19 protein-coding genes are annotated in these 18,480 nt (G+C 46.5%); 10 read left to right on the forward strand and 9 right to left on the reverse strand.

Going from position 1 to position 18,480, the window contains the following annotated elements; all coding sequences use genetic code 11:
• Positions 1-22: 22 nt before the first annotated feature.
• Positions 23-853 (reverse strand): Cof-type HAD-IIB family hydrolase, encoded by an 831-nt coding sequence (locus tag B3M90_RS02805; RefSeq protein WP_290755363.1) that lies wholly within the window; start codon positions 851-853, stop codon positions 23-25.
• A 139-nt stretch (positions 854-992) separates the two neighbouring features.
• Between B3M90_RS02805 and B3M90_RS02810 the strand changes: the two genes are divergently transcribed.
• From B3M90_RS02810 to B3M90_RS02835, 6 genes are all read left to right on the forward strand, one after another.
• Complete coding sequence (locus B3M90_RS02810) at positions 993-2,237, forward strand: hypothetical protein (protein ID WP_290782493.1); 1,245 nt, start codon at positions 993-995, stop codon at positions 2,235-2,237.
• Between the two features lie 20 nt (positions 2,238-2,257).
• Positions 2,258-2,950 carry a response regulator transcription factor gene (locus B3M90_RS02815; protein ID WP_035412051.1) on the forward strand — a complete coding sequence of 231 codons (693 nt, stop codon included), beginning with the start codon at positions 2,258-2,260 and terminating at the stop codon, positions 2,948-2,950.
• Positions 2,947-4,332 carry a sensor histidine kinase gene (locus B3M90_RS02820; protein WP_214856675.1) on the forward strand — a complete coding sequence of 462 codons (1,386 nt, stop codon included), beginning with the start codon at positions 2,947-2,949 and terminating at the stop codon, positions 4,330-4,332. The genes B3M90_RS02815 and B3M90_RS02820 overlap by 4 nt, the downstream gene beginning before the upstream one ends.
• A 93-nt stretch (positions 4,333-4,425) precedes the next feature.
• Positions 4,426-4,803 carry a DUF1499 domain-containing protein gene (locus tag B3M90_RS02825; RefSeq protein ID WP_056064860.1) on the forward strand — a complete coding sequence of 126 codons (378 nt, stop codon included), beginning with the start codon at positions 4,426-4,428 and terminating at the stop codon, positions 4,801-4,803.
• Entirely contained in the window at positions 4,800-6,227 is a 1,428-nt protein-coding gene (locus B3M90_RS02830) for a dihydrolipoyl dehydrogenase family protein (RefSeq protein ID WP_035412058.1), read from the forward strand. Before B3M90_RS02825 ends, B3M90_RS02830 begins: the two co-directional genes overlap by 4 nt.
• A 3-nt stretch (positions 6,228-6,230) precedes the next feature.
• Positions 6,231-6,764 carry a DUF420 domain-containing protein gene (locus tag B3M90_RS02835; RefSeq protein WP_056064864.1) on the forward strand — a complete coding sequence of 178 codons (534 nt, stop codon included), beginning with the start codon at positions 6,231-6,233 and terminating at the stop codon, positions 6,762-6,764.
• A 39-nt stretch (positions 6,765-6,803) separates the two neighbouring features.
• On the opposite strand, the gene B3M90_RS02840 is transcribed toward B3M90_RS02835, so the two are convergent.
• From B3M90_RS02840 to B3M90_RS02850, 3 genes are all read right to left on the reverse strand, one after another.
• Positions 6,804-7,577, reverse strand: a complete 774-nt coding sequence (locus tag B3M90_RS02840; protein ID WP_035412064.1) for a flagellar motor protein MotB — start codon at positions 7,575-7,577, stop codon at positions 6,804-6,806.
• Positions 7,552-8,337, reverse strand: coding sequence for a flagellar motor stator protein MotA (gene motA, locus B3M90_RS02845; protein WP_035412066.1), 786 nt, complete (start codon positions 8,335-8,337; stop codon positions 7,552-7,554). Before motA ends, B3M90_RS02840 begins: the two co-directional genes overlap by 26 nt.
• 98 nt (positions 8,338-8,435) lie before the next feature.
• Positions 8,436-8,663 (reverse strand): hypothetical protein, encoded by a 228-nt coding sequence (locus B3M90_RS02850; protein ID WP_251138016.1) that lies wholly within the window; start codon positions 8,661-8,663, stop codon positions 8,436-8,438.
• Positions 8,664-8,834: 171 nt separating this feature from the next.
• Here B3M90_RS02850 and B3M90_RS02855 point away from each other — a divergent pair, with 171 nt between their 5' ends.
• Entirely contained in the window at positions 8,835-10,226 is a 1,392-nt protein-coding gene (locus tag B3M90_RS02855; protein WP_214856673.1) for a TrkH family potassium uptake protein, read from the forward strand.
• Positions 10,227-10,277: 51 nt separating this feature from the next.
• Here the strand turns inward: B3M90_RS02855 and B3M90_RS02860 are convergent, their stop codons facing one another.
• Together B3M90_RS02860 and B3M90_RS02865 are read right to left on the reverse strand one after the other, a co-directional pair.
• A complete protein-coding gene (locus B3M90_RS02860) occupies positions 10,278-11,342 on the reverse strand; it encodes an SDR family oxidoreductase (protein ID WP_251138013.1) in 1,065 nt (354 codons plus the stop codon).
• Entirely contained in the window at positions 11,342-13,474 is a 2,133-nt protein-coding gene (locus B3M90_RS02865; protein WP_290782496.1) for a PAS domain-containing sensor histidine kinase, read from the reverse strand. Before B3M90_RS02865 ends, B3M90_RS02860 begins: the two co-directional genes overlap by 1 nt.
• A 345-nt stretch (positions 13,475-13,819) precedes the next feature.
• Between B3M90_RS02865 and B3M90_RS02870 the strand changes: the two genes are divergently transcribed.
• Positions 13,820-14,164 (forward strand): restriction endonuclease, encoded by a 345-nt coding sequence (locus B3M90_RS02870; RefSeq protein WP_235147606.1) that lies wholly within the window; start codon positions 13,820-13,822, stop codon positions 14,162-14,164.
• Positions 14,165-14,335: 171 nt separating this feature from the next.
• The gene (locus tag B3M90_RS02875) at positions 14,336-14,812 is read left to right on the forward strand and encodes a hypothetical protein (protein WP_214856669.1); all 477 of its coding nucleotides are present in this window, start codon (positions 14,336-14,338) and stop codon (positions 14,810-14,812) included.
• A gap of 45 nt (positions 14,813-14,857) precedes the next feature.
• Here the strand turns inward: B3M90_RS02875 and B3M90_RS02880 are convergent, their stop codons facing one another.
• Positions 14,858-15,481 carry a DUF1836 domain-containing protein gene (locus B3M90_RS02880; protein ID WP_035412080.1) on the reverse strand — a complete coding sequence of 208 codons (624 nt, stop codon included), beginning with the start codon at positions 15,479-15,481 and terminating at the stop codon, positions 14,858-14,860.
• Positions 15,482-15,592: 111 nt separating this feature from the next.
• Between B3M90_RS02880 and B3M90_RS02885 the strand changes: the two genes are divergently transcribed.
• A complete protein-coding gene (locus B3M90_RS02885) occupies positions 15,593-16,240 on the forward strand; it encodes a diacylglycerol/polyprenol kinase family protein (protein ID WP_214856667.1) in 648 nt (215 codons plus the stop codon).
• 3 nt (positions 16,241-16,243) lie between these two features.
• Here the strand turns inward: B3M90_RS02885 and B3M90_RS02890 are convergent, their stop codons facing one another.
• Together B3M90_RS02890 and ald are read right to left on the reverse strand one after the other, a co-directional pair.
• Positions 16,244-17,104, reverse strand: coding sequence for a tetratricopeptide repeat protein (locus tag B3M90_RS02890; RefSeq protein WP_290782498.1), 861 nt, complete (start codon positions 17,102-17,104; stop codon positions 16,244-16,246).
• 172 nt (positions 17,105-17,276) lie between these two features.
• Entirely contained in the window at positions 17,277-18,401 is a 1,125-nt protein-coding gene (ald, locus tag B3M90_RS02895; RefSeq protein ID WP_029342897.1) for an alanine dehydrogenase, read from the reverse strand.
• Positions 18,402-18,480: the final 79 nt, after the last annotated feature.

The raw sequence follows: 18,480 nt of genomic DNA on the forward strand, positions 1-18,480 counted from the left end.
GGAACACACGCTTTTGATTTACTCAGTGACTTGAGATAGTCGGTTCTTCATCCATCATGAACTTTTCGACGACGAGGGCGACACCATCTTCATCATTCGAAGCGGTCATATACTGGGCTTTTTCTTTAACGGTATCGGCTGCATTCGCCATCGCGACGCCAAGACCTGCCCATTCGATCATCGATAGATCGTTGTTGCCGTCTCCACAAGCAATGACTTCTTCCTGAGCGATACCAAGCTTCTCAGACAGTAAGGCAAGGCTTGTGCCTTTTGTGACACCGTCTTCCGTGAATTCAAGGAAAAATGGCTTTGAGCGAGCAACCGCGAGTTCCCCTGCAAGCTCTTGTTGAAGCGTCTGCTCGACCCGCGCGAGGTGTGTCTCTTCTGCCATCATTAAACACTTGACGACAGGTGTTTGAATCGCTGTTTTAAAATCAGCGACGGGAATGACGTCCATACCAGTCAATTGTCCTTCGAGTGTCGTATACTCATTCGGCTGTTCTGTCAGAATCTCATGTCCGACATACGTGTGAATGTAGACATCCTCACGTTTACTTACATCATAAAGACGATGGACCGTCTCCGGAGAGAGGGTACTGAGGAAAAGTGATTCGTTCGTTTTGCAATCGATGATCGAAGCTCCGTTGAAGCTCAGGATGTAGCTTCCGTATCGTGCGAGTTCTAGTTCTTCTGCAAGATCAAGCATCGCATATGTCGGACGACCGCTTGCAAGAACGACTTTCTTCCCGCGACGTTGCGCAGCAAGTAAGGCTTCTTTCGTACGTGGTGAAATCGTATGATCACTTGTCAACAAGGTATCATCTAAATCGAGAACAATCATTTTGTACGTCATACATTCAAACCCCTTTCAATTATCTGTATATCGTAACAACTTGTGTCCCATTCGACAATATACTCTCCATTGAGAGAGTATGATAAAGTGGAAACAGAGCCCGTACGGAAAGGATTCCAACTTTATGAAATATCTCTTCATGATCATATCAAGTCTATTATTAGCAGGATGCAGTACGATGTTTCCGCATCCCGCCTCTCTACTCGAACATCCGTCCCTTCCGGCATGGGAGCAGTCGTTGAAAGAGCGGATTGACCGCGATTTGCCGAAACAGGCAGAAATCGTGGCGCCACGAAATCAAGCAGTATCCCGTCTATACGAACTCGTTGATTTAGATCGAAACGGTAAGGATGAGGCGATCACCTTCTACCGTAGTGAGCAGGATGGACGTTTCACGATTCATCTTCTCGTTCATGAACGACAAGGTGAAAAATGGCGACTTGTGACACGGCAGACAGTTGCTGATGGGCGAGCCATCGATCGACTCGAAGTCGTATCTGACGCGCAACATAAACAAAACCATTTAGTCATCGGGATTACCAGTTATGGTGAAAACACGTTATATATCATTGAACAGCTGTTGTCGAAGCAACGAGATGTCACGAAGGTGGATCGGTATGACCGCCTGTCGGTGAATGATTTGAATCAAGATCGCGAGCGAGATATGGTGCTTCTACAAAAGGGAAGTCCATCTCGTTTGATCTATTATAAGGATATCTTGTCGGAAAAGCGTCAAGAGACGACGCTAGCGACAAAAGATGGCGATTTATTCGCAGAACATGATTTATTTGAAGTCGATACGATCAATGCTGCGCGCAATAAAGGCTTGATTGTCTCTTATACACGTGATGCTAAGATGCACATCGCATTATTCCGTTTAGCGAACGATACGTTGGAACAAGTGCGCTTCGGTCAAGTCGATGAGATCGTTGAACCAATGTATACGTTTCCGAAGGATGTCGATCAAGACGGAATCGTCGAGTTCGGTCATCAATATACGCCGGGCGGTAGTGAAGGGCGTGAAGGTGAGCCGAAACCACGTATTACCGCGTACTACACATGGAATGGATCGGACAATCCGCCATTTCTTGAGAGTGGATTCGAACTACGGGAAGAGCAGTACATTGATCAGGAATACAATTTCGTTATGCGTTTCCCGGCCAATTGGGCGACACGGGAAACGATCGAAAAACGTGAAAATCGCGTTCGTTTCATCAATCGGGATACGAAGCAGGTTGATTTTGAATTAGAGATCATTCCAAAGAATCAATACATTGCTAGTGACCAAAAACGAAAAATTAAAGAGGGCATCGACTATGTCTATGTGATCGATGCGACGAAGGATTATGAAATGTTCGTCAATCGTGTCACACTCGTGGAATAAAGAATCAGGGGGAGAAAAGAATGACCAAAATACTAGTAGCCGAGGATGAACACGCGATTCGCAGTTTCATCGTCATCAATTTGAAACGGGCAGGCTATGACGTCATTGAAGCAGAAAACGGAAAAGAGGCACTCGCGCAATTTGATCAACAAACCTTTGATATTCTGTTACTGGATATCATGATGCCGGAAGTCGATGGTTTCGCTGTCTGTGAACAGGCGCGGGCGAAGGATGAAGTGGTCGGGATCATCATGCTGACGGCACGGACGCGAGAAGAAGATAAAGTCATGGGACTAAGCGTAGGGGCGGATGACTACATCGCGAAGCCGTTCAGTCCAGCAGAATTACTCGCACGTATCCAGTCGCTCCTGCGACGGGTAGAGACATTACGCCGCAGAAAACAGCCGCGTGAACTTGTTTCTGGACCGTTCCGAATTGATTTAGGAGCGAAGCGTGTCCAAAAAGACGGCATTGACGTCGAAGTGACGCCGACTGAATATGATTTACTTTGTCATTTCATTAAAAATGAGGATCAAGTCATGTCGCGAGATGAACTACTCGATGCGGTATGGGGCGAGAACTATTTCGGCGATCGAAAGACAGTCGATGTCAACATTCGCCGTCTTCGTCAAAAAATCGAAGAAAATCCAGCGGAACCGAAGTTCATCGAGACACTGTGGGGACATGGATACAAGTGGCGTAACGAAGAATGAAGCGCCAGATATTGATTCGATTCATGACGATCATCACGGTGACGGTCCTACTTGTCATCGGGATTCTCTCATTCGTGACCTATAACTATTATTACGTGACGGCGACGGATGTCTTGAAACGTCATGCGAATGCGAGTGCGGTGTTGTTTGCAAATAGTGGTCTCGCTTATGATTACACGGATTCAGAAGCGACGATTCATGATGTACTCGATTCTTATGCCTATCCAGATGCAGAAATCGAAGTGTTGGATGCGACAGGCATTCCGCGTTATTCCTCGACAGGGTTCATTTCGCAACGTAAATTGACGCGAGAGGCAGTCAATCAAGTAAGAGCGGGTCAAACCGTCACGAAACGATATGACGATGAGGCGACGGGAGAGCATTTGCTGGAAGTGACGGAACCTGTCGTGTCATTCGGTCAGACGACGGGAGCGCTCCGTTATACGACATCGCTTGAACGAATCAACCGACGTGTGATTGAAATTTGTTTAGCAATCGTCCTCTTGGGTACAGTAGTTTGGGGACTTGCCTTCATTTATTCCTCACGTCTGGTGTCTTCGATCGTTCGACCTATCCAAGAGGTCATCGGTGCGTCGGACCAAATCGCGAAACAACATTACGACGTTAAGGTGAACGAGGAGTATTCGTTCGAACTTGGAGAACTAGCACGGACGATCAATTATATGGGGCAACAGATCAAACAACAGGAAACATTGAAAGATGAATTCATTTCGGGTATCTCCCACGAGTTACGGACACCGTTGACATCGATCAAAGGCTGGAGTGAGACGTTACTCGTCGAACAGGATCAGTTGCCGGAAGAGGCGTCGCTTGGGATGGGCATCATTCATTCAGAGACGGAGCGTTTGATTTCGCTCGTTGAACAGTTACTCGATTTCTCAAAACTCGAGACGAGTCGTCTCGTCCTATACCGTCAGGAAGTCAACTTAACGGAAATCATCGAGACCGTCGCAGCGCAACTACGTCAAAAGCTGGAAGAGAAAAATGTTCAGATCGTGCAAAAGTTACCGGCGCAAGTCATTGGTCTATACGACGAAAACCGATTGAAACAAGTCTTCTTGAACCTGCTTGATAATGCAATCCGTTTTTCACCAATTGGAGGAGCGATTACGGTTCGACTCGTTCGTTCCGAGCGTGTGTTATTCCTTTCTTTCAGTGACGAAGGACCTGGTATTCCGAAAGAACACCTACGTCATGTCACGGAAAAGTTTTATCAAGTGCAAAAAGGAAAGGGCGGAACGGGACTCGGGCTATCGATTTGTCGAGAGCTTGTTGAAGCACATGAAGGCAAGCTATTCATCGACAATCAGCCAGAAGGCGGCGTCATCGCGACGATTCTGCTCCCTGTCACGAAAGCGTAAACACTCAGACAGGCAGAGTGAAACAGAAACTGGTAAAGTAAAGTGGATTATAGTACGAAATGGATCAGATGATAGGAAACGGAGGAATCAGTCATGGCACTTGGTGTTTCAAATGGTACGCTTCAACCGCTCTCCGGAAAACCGAATGCGGTATCTACTCAAACCGATCTACAGGATATGAAAATGCGTCCGCTCCCGTTCAAAGGAACGCTTGCGGATTCGAAGTTCCACCTCTTACGTATTCTACAAAGCCTCGACCGAGTCAAAATCGTTAAGGAGGAAGGAACATACATCCATGCCATCTTCACGAGTAAAGTCTTTCGCTTCAAGGATGACGTCGAATTTTACTTCGATGAAGCCGCACAAGTGATTCATTTCCGTTCGGCATCACGTGTCGGATACTCTGACTGGGGCGTCAACCGTAAACGGATGGAAGACATCACACGTCGGTATGAGGAGGGTTTGCGATGAAGACCTATCAATTAGTTGTCATCGGTGGTGGTGCAGCCGGAATGACGATTGCTGCCGGTGCAGCAAGTCTTGGTGCACATGTTGCCCTGATTGAACGTCATGCACATCTAGGTGGAGATTGTCTCCATTATGGTTGTGTTCCTTCAAAGGCTTTGATTGAAGCCGCACACGACGTGCACGTCATGAAGCGGACGGCTGAAAAATACAACGTGACGCTGAACGGAGACGCGGTCTATTCTAAAACGAAAGCAAGCGTTGATCGTGCGCGTAACATCATTCAATCCCATGATGGAACGAAACGATTTGAAGATCTTGGTGTCGATGTCTATATCGGAGAAGCGACATTCCTTAGTGCACATGAAGTCGAAGTAGCGGGACAGCTTGTCGTTGGTGAAAAGTTTGCGATCTCAACAGGATCCCAACCGATCATTCCACCGATTGATGGGCTAGATACGATCGATTATTTAACGAACGAGACGATCTTTGAATTAACAGAGCGTCCTGAGCGGCTGCTCGTTATTGGTGGTGGGGCGATCGGTCTTGAGCTGTCGCAAGCTTACGCGCACCTCGGAACGGAAGTCACAGTTATCGAGGGCATGAAGACGCTGCTCGGAAAAGAAGATCGTGACATGGTCGAAGTCATTCAACGTCAGCTCGAGCAAGAATTGACGTTGCATCTCGATACGAAGGTCACGCATGTCCGCAAGTCAGCTGGAGGCATCGAAGTGACGGTCGAAGCAAATGGGGAATCACGTGTCATCGAAACGGATGCCGTTCTTGTCGCGGTCGGTCGTAAGCCACGCATCGAGGCGTTACGTCTTGATCGGGCTGGTGTTCATGTCGAAAAAGGATTCGTTCAAGTCGACGGTTCGCTCCGGACAAGTCAGCGGCATATCTTTGCCGTCGGAGATACGATTGATTCCTTACCGTTTACGCACGTCGCAGGACTAGAAGGAAAAACCGTCGTCACAAATGCTTTGTTCGGTTTACGGACGAAACCTGATTATCGAGCGGTCCCGTGGGTAACATTCACAACGCCTGAATTGTTCCATCTCGGTTTGACAGAAGAAGAAGCACGTAAGAAACACGGTGACATCAAAGTCTACCAGACGGGTCTCGATGAAGTGGATCGTTTCGTCATCAATGGTCAGACGGAAGGGCGCGTCAAGCTCATCGCCGATAAACGCGGGAAACTGATCGGGGCACATGCGATCGGAGAACAAGCCGGCGAGTGGATGCAAGAAGTCGTCTATGCAATGGCACGTAAAGATAAGGTCGGTCAACTGTCACGTGTCGTGCATCCGTATCCGATTCGTGGTGCTGCCGTTCAGCGTGCTGCTGATGTCTACTGGCGTGAGCGTTTATTCGCTGGTCCGATCCCAAAATGGTTGAAACGTTATTTCGACTGGAAACAAGGAGAATGATTCATGCAACAACCTGCTACTAAACGGAATTTTGTCCCACTCGTCATCCTGTTGACTCTTGTCATCAACCTACTCGTGGCTCTCTTATTTTTTGCGCCACCTGTACAAGTCGACTCAGGATTCGATTGGACGTTACTTCCTTTTTTGAACGCCATCTTTAATAGTTTTACCTTCATGCTGTTGCTCGGGGCATGGATTTCGATTCGTCGCGGTAACCGTGTGAATCATCGCCGCTTCATTGGTGGTGCGATGACGACGACAACGCTATTCTTGATTTCATACGTCACGTACCATGCAGTCAGTGAATCGACGAAGTTCGGTGGAGAAGGATTTGTTCGTCCGATCTATTTCTTCATCTTGATTACGCACATCATTCTAGCTGCAGTCATCGTCCCGCTCGTCTTGATGTCACTCGCGCATGCTGTGAATCAAAATTTCGAGAAGCATAAAAAATGGACACGCTTTACGATGCCGCTTTGGTTATACGTCAGCTTCACTGGCGTCATCGTCTATATCATGATTCGTCCGTATTATTGAAAAGATCCTTCGTGGTAACCAACCACGAAGGATCTTTTTTTACGTGCCGGACTTAACTTTCGTTTCGTCGAGTACGTTTGCTTTTAAGTCGATCAATGGTCGAATCAATACCTCGACACGTCGATTCTGACTACGACCGGCTTCTGTTTGATTGGACGCAATCGGTTGGAACTCTCCGTAACCGCTGACAGTAAACCGTTTTGGTTCGAGCTTTGGATTGCGTTGTAAGGCACGCATGAAACTGATCGCCCGGTCTGCACTGAGTTCCCAGTTTGATGGATACTGTGCCGTATTGATTGGGATATTATCCGTATGACCGGAGACTTGAATCTGACGTTGTCCTGCCTTGACGAGTAGTGCACTCATGCCTTCTGCGATTTGAAGCGAGCGTCCTCTTACTTCTGCTTGAGCTGGCGAGAAGAGGGCTCGGTCACGAATCGTGAAGACAAGTCCTTCATTTGTAATTTCCACCTTGATGTCTTTTTCGAGCTGTTCATTTTTGATATATTTGTTTGCTTCGTCTTTAATCTTCTCGAGTTCTGCGATTTCATAGCTTTGTGCCTTCGTTCGCGCGTCGAGTTTTTTCGAATCCTCTTCTTCTTGAGTGGAGAGCGAGCTGTTCGTAATCATCCCTGAACCACCATTGAAGACGGAGCTAAACGACTGGGACATCGCTTTTAGCTTGACGGCATCGACATTACTCGAAGCAAAAAGAACGATGAAGAGTGCTAGAAGTAAGGTCAATAAGTCGGCGTAGGGAATCAACCAGCCTTCGGAGATATGTTCGTCATGCGGCTTCTTTTTCCGCTTCATAGTTCGCACGCTCCTTCGGTGTCAGGTACACGAGTAGCTTATCTTCTAAGTTTTTTGGTGATTCACCGTTTTGGATCGACAGAATGCCTTCGATCATCATCTCGTACAGTTGAATCTCGCTCGCTGATTTTTGCTTCAGTTTCGTTGCGAACGGGAACCAAAGGACATACCCGGTGAAAATCCCGAACAGCGTCGCGATGAAGGCACCTGAGATCGCATGACCTAATTTTTCAATATCCGACAGATCGGATAAAGCGGCAACAAGACCGACGACGGCACCGAGAACCCCAAGGGTCGGAGCGTAAGTTCCAGCTTGCGTGAAGATGTTTGCATTGGCATGATGCCGTTCCGTCATGTTTTCGAGGTCGCGCGTCATGACGTCCTCGACATATTCAGATGGCTGCCCATCGATGACCATCATGACACCACGCTTCATGAACGCATTGTCGACTTCTTCTAAAGCTGCTTCTAATGACAGCAGTCCTTCTTTCCGTGCTTGCGTCGAAAGTGTCAGAAACTGTCCGAGTAAGACTTGTTTCGTCATTAATTTTTGTTCGAAAAAGATGACTTTAAACAGTGCCGGTAGTACCTTTAGGCGTTCCTTCGGGAAGGAAATCATGATGGCAGCGGCTGTCCCGACGAAGATGATGACGAGGGCTGCAGGGTTAAGTAGGGCGACTGGAGGCGCACCTTTTAAGATCATTCCTCCGATCAATGTGATAAGACCTAGTATGATCCCGATTATCGACACGATATCCATGATTGATGTGTGCCACCTTTCTGTATGTAATGCGTATAAGAACGAAAAATAAAAGAGCAGAAGACACTTCTTCTGCTCGGAAATCCAAAAACCGAGAATCAAGCGCCGTTTTCATCGATTAGCATTTGAATGCTTTCGTTTCGTTCGTCACGCTCTATATCGGTCAGTACGTCGTATTTTTTTAACACTTGATACAATTCATTTAGAATCGGTTGCTCCAAATGTAGTGACAAGAGTTCCTCAAATTGATAATACAATTGCGCAGGCATCCATTGTGATTGCCGTTCCAGCCTTCGCCAGACATCCTCAATCGAATGATCAGCCATCTTAGGGTCCACTGTTTCCCTCAACCTCCTTTAATGATTACACGTCCACTTTTATCTAGTTTACCAAAAAAATAAGAAAACGTTTAGTCGATTGCATATTTCGATAGAACTTCTTAATTCGAGGGAGTATGATAAAGACAATTCTGTCTGAAAAAATCTAGGGGGAGTAAGATGTTCTCGCATAAAAGACGTTCACCACTGGCACGTTTTGGTCGTGTGGGTGAATTGATGTATCATCAGTTGTTCGATAAACCGGCACGCTTCATCGCGACGGGTTTCACATTGACGATTTTGCTAGGTGGTTTTTTGTTGTGGTTGCCTATTTCGCAACAGGAGGGGCAAGATATCTCCTTCATCGATTGTTTGTTCGTCGCGACTTCTGCCGGAACCGTTACCGGTCTCTCGACGATTAATATCGCGGAAGCCTTTAATCTGTTCGGGCAACTTATCATGATGCTCTTGATTCAGGTAGGAGGGCTCGGCTTCATGACGATTGCGCTCGTCTTACTGAGCGTGACAGGGCGAAAAATCGGAATTCGTCAGCGCATCATCATCCAAGAGATGTTCAACCTCGATAGCCCAGGGGGAACGATTCGTCTTGTTCGAAATATCATCGTCACGACAGTCCTTGTCGAAATCGTTGGTATGTTCTTGATTGCGCTCGATTTGTTCATTCAATACAAATATAGCTTTGGGAAAGCACTTTACTACGGTTTGTTCCACGCCGTATCTGCCTTTAACAATGCAGGGTTCGCACTTTGGGGCGATAACTTGATTGGTTTCCAACAAGATACGACGTTCATCCTGACGATTGCGGCGCTCTTGATGATTGGTGGATTAGGCTTTACGGTCATTGCTGACATCGCGGGAAAACGAAGCTTCAAAAAAATCTCTCTGCACTCGAAATTGATGGTGCTGTCGTTATTCGTCATCAATGGACTGGGTGTCTTAGCGATGATGCTCTATGAATGGGTGTCTCACTTAGGTTCATTACGCGACGAGTCGTTCTTTCATGCACTTCATATCGTATTCTTCCAAGTCGTCACGACACGGACGGCTGGTTTCCAGACAATCGACTTAACGACGATGGTGCCGCTCTCGATCGGCTTGATGATGGTCTTGATGTACATCGGAGCAGGTTCCGCGTCGACAGGCTCCGGGATCAAGGTCACGACGGCGGCAGTTATCTTAAAGAATGTCTGGACGTATCTACGCGGACAGCGTGAGACCGTGCTGATGCGACGGACGGTGCAAGCACAGGCAATCCAAAAAGCGTACGCGATTGCTGTCTTCAGTTTACTGTTCATTGCTTTAATTACGACGTTCCTGGCGTTGACCCAGCCGAACATTTCCTTTATTGGTTTATTCTTTGAGACCGTCTCCGCATTCGGGACGGTCGGTCTATCATTGAATGTGACACCAGAGTTAAACAGCTTTGGGAAGTTTTTGATCATGTTCATGATGTTACTCGGACGTGTCGGCTCCTTAACGATTCTGTTCACGTTCGCGACGCAACGAGATCGAACGATTCGTTATCCAAAAGAGAATATGTTGATCGGGTAACCGATGAAAAAGTCCAATCGACTTCCCTTGAGGAAGAACGATTGGACTTTTTTAGTGTGTCGCGTGTGTTTGGTAATAATGGACGAGCCGAGGCATCGTTTCTGTTAGGTCCGGACAAATGATTCCGGTATCTCGTAAATCACGTAAGACCTGTGTTGTATCGTATTGAACGGGATGGATGAAATAATCGAGTGTCTGACGTTGCATCTGGAGTCGTTTTGCGACGGTGGGTGTCAACGCTGTACTGATGAGCCGAAATGGTACGATACCACGCGGGTAACGTCCATAATAGGCGACATGTAACATCTCGAAAATCGCGCGTGCGCCATGTGGAAATGGATCCGTCAGATGATATGTCTTATTTTTTCCGACGGGTGCATGACTGAGATAAGCAGTCGCTTCAATGACATAATCATATGGCACGAGATTGACGAGCGCGTTTGCTCGACCAGGATACGGAAGAGGAGCAAAGGATTGCAGGAAACGCATCGCGTTCAAAACAAAATAAACACCATCCCATTTCGGTGTTTCACCTGTTTCAGAATGTCCGACGACGATGCCGGGGCGGATGATTGTATAGGGAATCGTTCCGAGTTCTTTGCGTAAGCGCACTTCAGCAAGGTATTTTGTTTCTTCGTAAGCATTTTTAAAGCGACTTGCCTGTAATTCCTCTTCGAGAATCGTGCCGGAGCGCAGACCGGAGACATACGCTGTACTGAAGTAGATGTAGCGTTCTAAAGCACGGCACGTGTGGGCAAACTGCGTCACGTTCGCGGTACCGATGACATTGATCCGAAAGGCAGGTTCATATGCCGTAGCTAAATCGTATAGCGCAGCAAGATGAAAAATATGTGTGACCTCTTGTTGCAGGATCATCCGTATATCAGACGATAAAGCAAGTTGTTCGACCGTGATATCGCCTTCGTGCAACACGAGTTGCTCGGGTCGTAAAGATGTGCGTTCTAAAAGGTCATCGCGTCGCTTAACAGCTGCGTTTCGTTCTGACGATAAATGAAGCACATGAAAACAAGCGATTTGATTTGGAATTCGTGCTAGTTGTTCAATTAGTTTAGTCGCTAAAAAGCCGGGAAAACCCGTCATGAAATAGGTCCGCATCAATTCCATTCCTTTCTTGGATCGCGTTCAAGAACGACGGTGAACGTCGAACCATCATTGATTTCTGATTCAACTGAAATCGCTCCTCCGTGTGATTCGATGATTTCCTTACAGATGGCAAGACCGAGTCCGGTACCACCAATTTTCCGGATGTCCGAGTTATCGACCCGGTAAAATTTCGTAAAGAGCTTGTCGAATGCATTTTGTGGAATACCGAGTCCGTAATCGGTCACGGAGAACGTCGCTTTCTCTTCGTTTGCTGAGAGACGGACTTGAATGTGATCCGCCTGTGGAGAGTATTTAATAGCATTCGAAAGCAAGTTCAACATGACTTGCTTGATTTTGTGCTCATCCGCAAAAACGAGTACGGGATCTTCCGGTAGTTCCAATTCAATCCGGTGTTCGACGGTTTCCCGATAGGTATCGACGGTCGATGTGAGGAGATCGCGTAATGAGAACGAGGTAAAGGTATACTCCTGTTTTCCACCCTCTAGACGCTGAATATCTAAAAACTCATTTAATAGTGTCGTCAGCCGTTTGGTCTCTTCGTGAACGATTTCGACATAACGTTTGATTTTATCAGCTGGTTGCTCTCGGTAGCGAAGCAATTCCATATACCCGAGGATCGATGAGAGTGGCGTCCGTAACTCATGCGATACGGTACTGACAAGTTCATCCTTGACTTGATCCATCTTTGCTTCCTCAGTTCGGTCACGGAAAACGAATAAGAAACCATGACGAGAAATACGACTCTTTTCCTTCTTGATCGCCGTCGCATAAAATTCAAAATAAAGTGGACTCGATTCGTTCGGTCGCTGTAACGTAAAACGAAACGATAGTTCAGAATATTTTCCGGCGAGTAATTCTTCTACTTGTCGGAGCATCTCGAATCGAGTGTTCAAATCGAGATTCGGAATCAGACTGATCCGTTCTTGGATCTTACTTGGCGCAATCCCTGGTACATCAAGTAACTTGCGTGCTTTGACGTTCATGAAGATGAAACTTCCATCCTCTTCCGTCAGCAGGAATCCTTCATTAGAGGCTTGAAGAATCGATTGTGTGATGTCACGTTGACGCATGATGGCATTTTTTTCACGTTCAAGCATTTTCTCGATTTTTTTTCGTTCCGTGATATCACGAACGACGGCGACGCGCATACGGATATTGTTGTAGATGATTTCACGTGGGAAAACTTCAATTTCGACAGAAGTTCCGTCGGCACGTTGACCAAGAACTTCATAGGGTTCTTCTCGATGTTCTTCGATTCGTTGTAAGACACGCGCATGATGATCCGGATGAATCAACTCAAGCGTCGTTTTTCCTTTCATCTTTTCAAGCTTCGTCCGGAAGATGACCTCTGCTGCGCGGTTGGCATCGATGATGATGCCATGGTCATGAAAAATGACGGCTTCGACGACGGACTCCGAGAAGAGTCGGAAGCGGCGTTCACTTTTCGTCAGGTGCCATTCGATTTGTTTTTGTGTCGTGATGTCCTGAATGAGTAAAAAGTACGTATCATTCGGCAGACGTGTCATATAAAGCCGTCCATGGAACGTCGAACCATCCAGACGATGATAGGTCCATTCATTTTCCGCTTCCCGACCATGGAGTAAGAAGAGTTGTTCATCGGATAAATCTTTCAGGTTCAGTTGTTCAAGATGTTGACGGCGGGTAGCAACTTCCTTTGCGTCATGGAGAATCGTCGGTTTTAGACCGATGATGTCTTCGGCATGATCGAATCGGAATAAGGTACTCGCAACCTCGTTATATGCTCGAATCCGAAACTCCGGATCTGTGATGAATAAGGCAGCATCAAAAGTTGAATCAAATAAGTCTTCTATTTTAAGAGAAGCGACATGGACAAGAAAATAGTCAGTCTCTTCAATCGCTGTGACTGTTAACTGATGTGTCGTCAAAATGACGGTTTCCTGTTGGATCGGAAACAAATCATCCGTAATCGAAAAAAGTTCCTGGATCGTTTCTTTATCCGGAGTGGTCATGAACTGGTGTTGAAACGCGTCATTATGAAAGTGAATCTTTCCATCTGCATCGACAAGAAGTACGGGTTCTTTCATAGCACGTAACGTCGAATGGATGATCCGTAGCGATGAAGGGGATGAATGTTCTGCCATGAGCTACCTCCTTACTGGTCTTCGACCATGGATTTTAAGACAGTCTTTCCTCGTTAGTTTACTTCTGCAAGACGAGCCGCGTTTCCTGTCGAAGGAAGCAACCAACGAAGAATTTTAGTATAGTGAAAAAAAGGTCACGACGAAGTAGAGGGGAAAAGTAGGATGAAACAATTAAAAAGAAAACGATTGTTACTAGCAGCTTTGTTTGCCATGATAGGAGTTTTCGGAACTTATTTTTTTTCAAGTTCTTGGGAACCTTTAATCTTAATCATCAGTATAGTAGGGTGTATCCTTTTTCTTCTTTTGTCCGTTTTAACGCCGTCGCTTGAAAAAAGACTCGATCGAATGGAAGGACGAGAATTTGAAGAATGGCTTGCCGATTTATTTGAAACAGCAGGATATCGGGTCGAGTTGACACCTGCCTCACGCGACTTCGGAGCAGATTTGTTGATAGAGGATGAACGAGGGTATAAGATTGCCATCCAGGCGAAGCGATACAGTGCGGCTGTAGGGCTCGAAGCGGTTCAACAGGTCGCTGCCTCGGTTCCATTCTACGGAATGGACGAGGGATGGGTCGTTACGAATTCGACCTTTACAGAAGCCGCGTATCAACTGGCAGAACCGAATCAAGTTCGTCTCATCGATCGGGAAGAATTGCTCGCATTTGCAAAGGAGATGAACCTGCATTGAACTTGTCGAATGATTGTCGACAAAAGGGGGTTGTCAATTTGAAGAAACGGTGCAATAATCATTTTCGTTAACGAAATATCATACAGATAAAGAAAGTTAAACTATACAGGATGTCTAAATAAACTGGGGACGAAAAACCAGCACGTTTTAGCAGTGAGAGGAGAATTTCTGTTGCGCAAAGTTGTCTATGTGCAGGGTTGCGTTTTTTCGCAAGGTCATGCCGCGATTTATGATGAAGCGCACCAAATGATCGGTGCGGTTCAACACGACGAAAACGGTCGTGTTCAAGTAATGAATGGTGAAGGTAGAGGGGTAGCGTTTGGTAAGTTCATTCCGACATGCAAGAAATGGGTCGTGATGAACCATGATGGACAAGAGGTAGGTCAAATGCGCGAGAAGTTTTCGCTCTTCTCGAAGAAATGTGAGTACAACGTATATGAGCGTGGTACGTTCACGATTTCCTTCGACCTGACAAAAGGAAAATTCTCCGTACGGAGTGCAGCCGGAGAAGTCGTTGCGGAATTATTGCAGGACGGTGATGAATACCGTCTTGTCAAGGATGCTGACAAGCTCTCAATGTACGAACTACTCTCTGTCCTGAAAAGTCTGACGAATAACGTCCACTTTAAATCACTGACAGCTGTTTAATAAAAAAAAGATGCCTTCCATGACATGGATGGCATCTTTTTTTCATCATGTCGTTTGCAGGACATGATGGAGGCGTTGTTTAGCTTCATGTGTCAAATGCGACACACGACGGGCGTAGAGGCAGAGTTGTAAGACATGAACGGTTTCAGGGCGGTAGGCGTTAATCCGCTCGAGCGAGCGTTTGAGACGCTTCTCCGTTAATTCGATCGGTCCACTTGTCTCCGCGTGCTGCGTATAGACGAGATAAAAATTAAGAGGGCTGATTAAATCATCCTCATCGATATTTGGGTTCTGGAAGACGATCGTCAGCAGTTCCCGTGTTTCTTCTAACGAGAAGAGGTGTTTTAAATCATCCAACAGGTAGATGATGGCGGCTTGATTGATCGAGTATTTTTTCCCACGATGCGGTACGCCGATGATGTCCCGAACTTCACGTTTCGTCCAGTTCTGGATCGTCGTCGCTGACATGTGTTCTCCGATTAGAGCATTTGCCAAATGGACGATTTCATTGATCGATAAACCATTTTTTAATGGATCGAATTGTTTCAGGCGATTGATTACCTTTGGCAATTCCGTTCCTTCTATTGCGACGAGGGGTTCGATTCCTTTCCCCTCGTTCAGGCGTTGCAGACAACTTGATAATGTTTGGACTGCTTGAGCATCATACATTTCCAAAACTTCCTCTCTAGGACGTCATTTGACCTTATGTTATCAAATGAAGGTTCAATAGGGCAAATGGCAACTAAAACAACGTACAATAATAGGAAAGGGGGAATCACGATGGAATGGTTTGCTGCCATTGGCACGATTGGAATCGTCGGCTTCATTCTCGTCATTCTTGAATTCGTTGGACGCCGTTTCGGATTTTCTCCCGAGACGGTTCGGAAATGGATTCATGTCGCTGTCGGTCACTGGGTATTTCTTGCGCTGCTATGGCTTGATCACTGGTACATCGCCATCGTACCATTACTTTTCTTTGCTCTCGTCAATCTGTTGACATTACGAAAAGGAATCGGACAGATGCATGGCGTCGACCGTCCTTCTTATGGAACGGTCTATTATCCGCTCGCATTGGCAGGACTCGTCCTATTCTTCTTCGAACGACAACCGATGGCATTCGTTGCGGGAAGCATGGTGCTCGCTTGGGGAGATGGTCTCGCGGCACTCGTCGGAAAACGCTTCGGGAAGACGTTTTACGTCCGCGGTGAGACGAAACGTTCCTTTGAAGGAAGTATCGCTTTGTTTTTAGCGTCATTCCTTGTTTTGACTGTAACGTTCTTATTTTATGGACAACCGATTTGGCTCGCTGTCAGTTACGGCTTCTTGCTTGCAAACATCGCAGCCTTAATCGAAGCAATCTCATATCGCGATCTCGACAACTTAATCTTGCCATGGACGATCGCGGCACTCGTTGCGTTTGCTTTTTGACTTTCAGTCGCGTAACAACAATTGTTTGAAATAGAGAAAACGTAGTCGAATATAGTCTGGGTACGCACGCCATCCTGCATGACGGATGGTCATATCTCGACACATATCACGGAAAACATAGCGATAGATTTTTTCTTCGGAATCGTCATAAACAGCTGCGTACAAGCCGTGCTCGAGCATATTGGAAATGCGTTCGTCGAGTTTAGCGTAGAGTGTATCGTCGCTGTCTTCACGCAATGTAGCATGTAGCATCTCGTATTGAATACCTTGATTAGCAGAAGCAGTCGCATGAAAGACAGCTGTTTTATCGAGATGAGATACCCCGATGATTAACGCATAGAGTGTTTCCAACATATCGATCGAATGACCGTCTAGTTGTTGGATGGAATCAATAGCCATCAGCGTATCGATTCCAGATGCGCCAACTTTTTTTAAATATGTAAACGCATGGACGGCTGATTCTCCATAAAATTGTCGATGATTGTAATGGACGGCAAGAGAACGATGTCCTGCCGGTTCTTCCGGGAACCGTGTGATGGCTGAAAGGAAAAACTGTTCTGCTTCGTGCATATATCCTTCCTCTTCACTGATGATACCGAGAAGAATGTATCCTTGCACATGCTCGCCGATTTGCTGGTGCGTCTCTTCAATAAGTCGACGCGCTTGAGTGAGTTCGTTCTTGAAATAAAGGGAATGGGCTGTAGCAATGTTGAGCAATGGATGGGATGGAACGAGAACACGTAAGCGCTCGGTTGCGGCAATACGTGTGTTCTCTTCTGTATCAGATGTCAGTGCTTCGAGTAACGCAACTTCAGCGACATGGCTCTGAAGTTCATGAGAATGAGCGGTTACGGTTTGTGTCATGTAATGAAATCACCTCTATTAGTTCAAAATCATATATTTTCATTTTCATCATATGACAAGCCGAGTGGTGCCTCAAGAAATAATAAAGAGATTCGTCCGCAATTTCTTCTTTTCATAAAAAATAGCCGATCATTCCTAGAAAAGGAAGCATCGGCTATTTTTAATTTCGAAATTATGCGTGTAAGTGAAGTACATCTTCAACGGATTTGTACGTGTATCCGAGATCGCGTGCGACCGCTTCATACGTGACGAAGCCTTGCGCGACATTCAATCCTTTTTCGAGAGCATCGTTTTCAGCAAGCGCACGATGTGTGCCTTTATTCGCGAGTTCAAGGACATACGGAAGCGTTGCGTTCGTCAATGCCAGGGTAGACGTTCGTGGAACGGCACCCGGCATGTTCGCGACCGCGTAATGAACGACACCGAATTTTTCGTACGTTGGATCATCATGCGTCGAGATGCGGTCAACCGTCTCAAAGATTCCACCTTGGTCGATGGCAACGTCAACGATGACAGCACCTGGCTTCATCCGTTTGACCATGTCGGCAGTGACGAGCTTCGGTGCTTTTGCACCTGGAATCAAGACAGCACCGATGACGAGATCACTTTCAGCGACCGCTTCAGCAATCGTGTACGGGTTTGAGATCAATGTGTTGATCGAGTTACCAAAGATATCATCTAACTGGCGAAGGCGTTCTGGACTAACATCGATGATTGTAACATCTGCACCAAGACCGACAGCGAGTTTCGCAGCATTTGTTCCGACGACACCGCCACCGATGACTGTTACTTTTCCACGACGAACCCCAGGGACACCTGCAAGCAGGATGCCCATACCACCGTGTGGTTTTTCCAAGAACTGTGCACCGATTTGTGATGCCATACGACCGGCGACTTCACTCATTGGTGTTAACAATGGAAGTGTGCGGTTCTTCTCGACTGTCTCATAAGCGATTGCTGTGATGTTCGAATCAACGAGTGCACGTGTCAGTTCTGGCTCAGCAGCTAGGTGGAGATACGTGAATAATGTCAGGTCCGGACGGAAATATTGGTACTCTGAAGCGATTGGCTCTTTGACTTTTAAAGCCAGTTCGGCTGTTGCCCAGACTTCAGCAGCAGTCGCGATGATTTCAGCACCAGCTTTGACGTACTCCTCGTTCGTGAAGCCACTCCCCATGCCTGCCATCGATTCAATGATGACACGATGTCCTTGTGCATGTAACGCTGCTACCCCGGCAGGTGTTAATGCAACACGGTTTTCGTTGTTTTTGATTTCCTTTAATACTCCAATGATCATGTGAACGCGATCCCCTTTCGCAAATAAACAAATCAATTTCTCTTCTTCTTCAGTATACGAGAAATGAAAACGCTCTACT

Source organism: Exiguobacterium sp. UBA6309 (genome assembly GCF_002439205.1).
Lineage (GTDB): Bacteria > Bacillota > Bacilli > Exiguobacteriales > Exiguobacteriaceae > Exiguobacterium_A.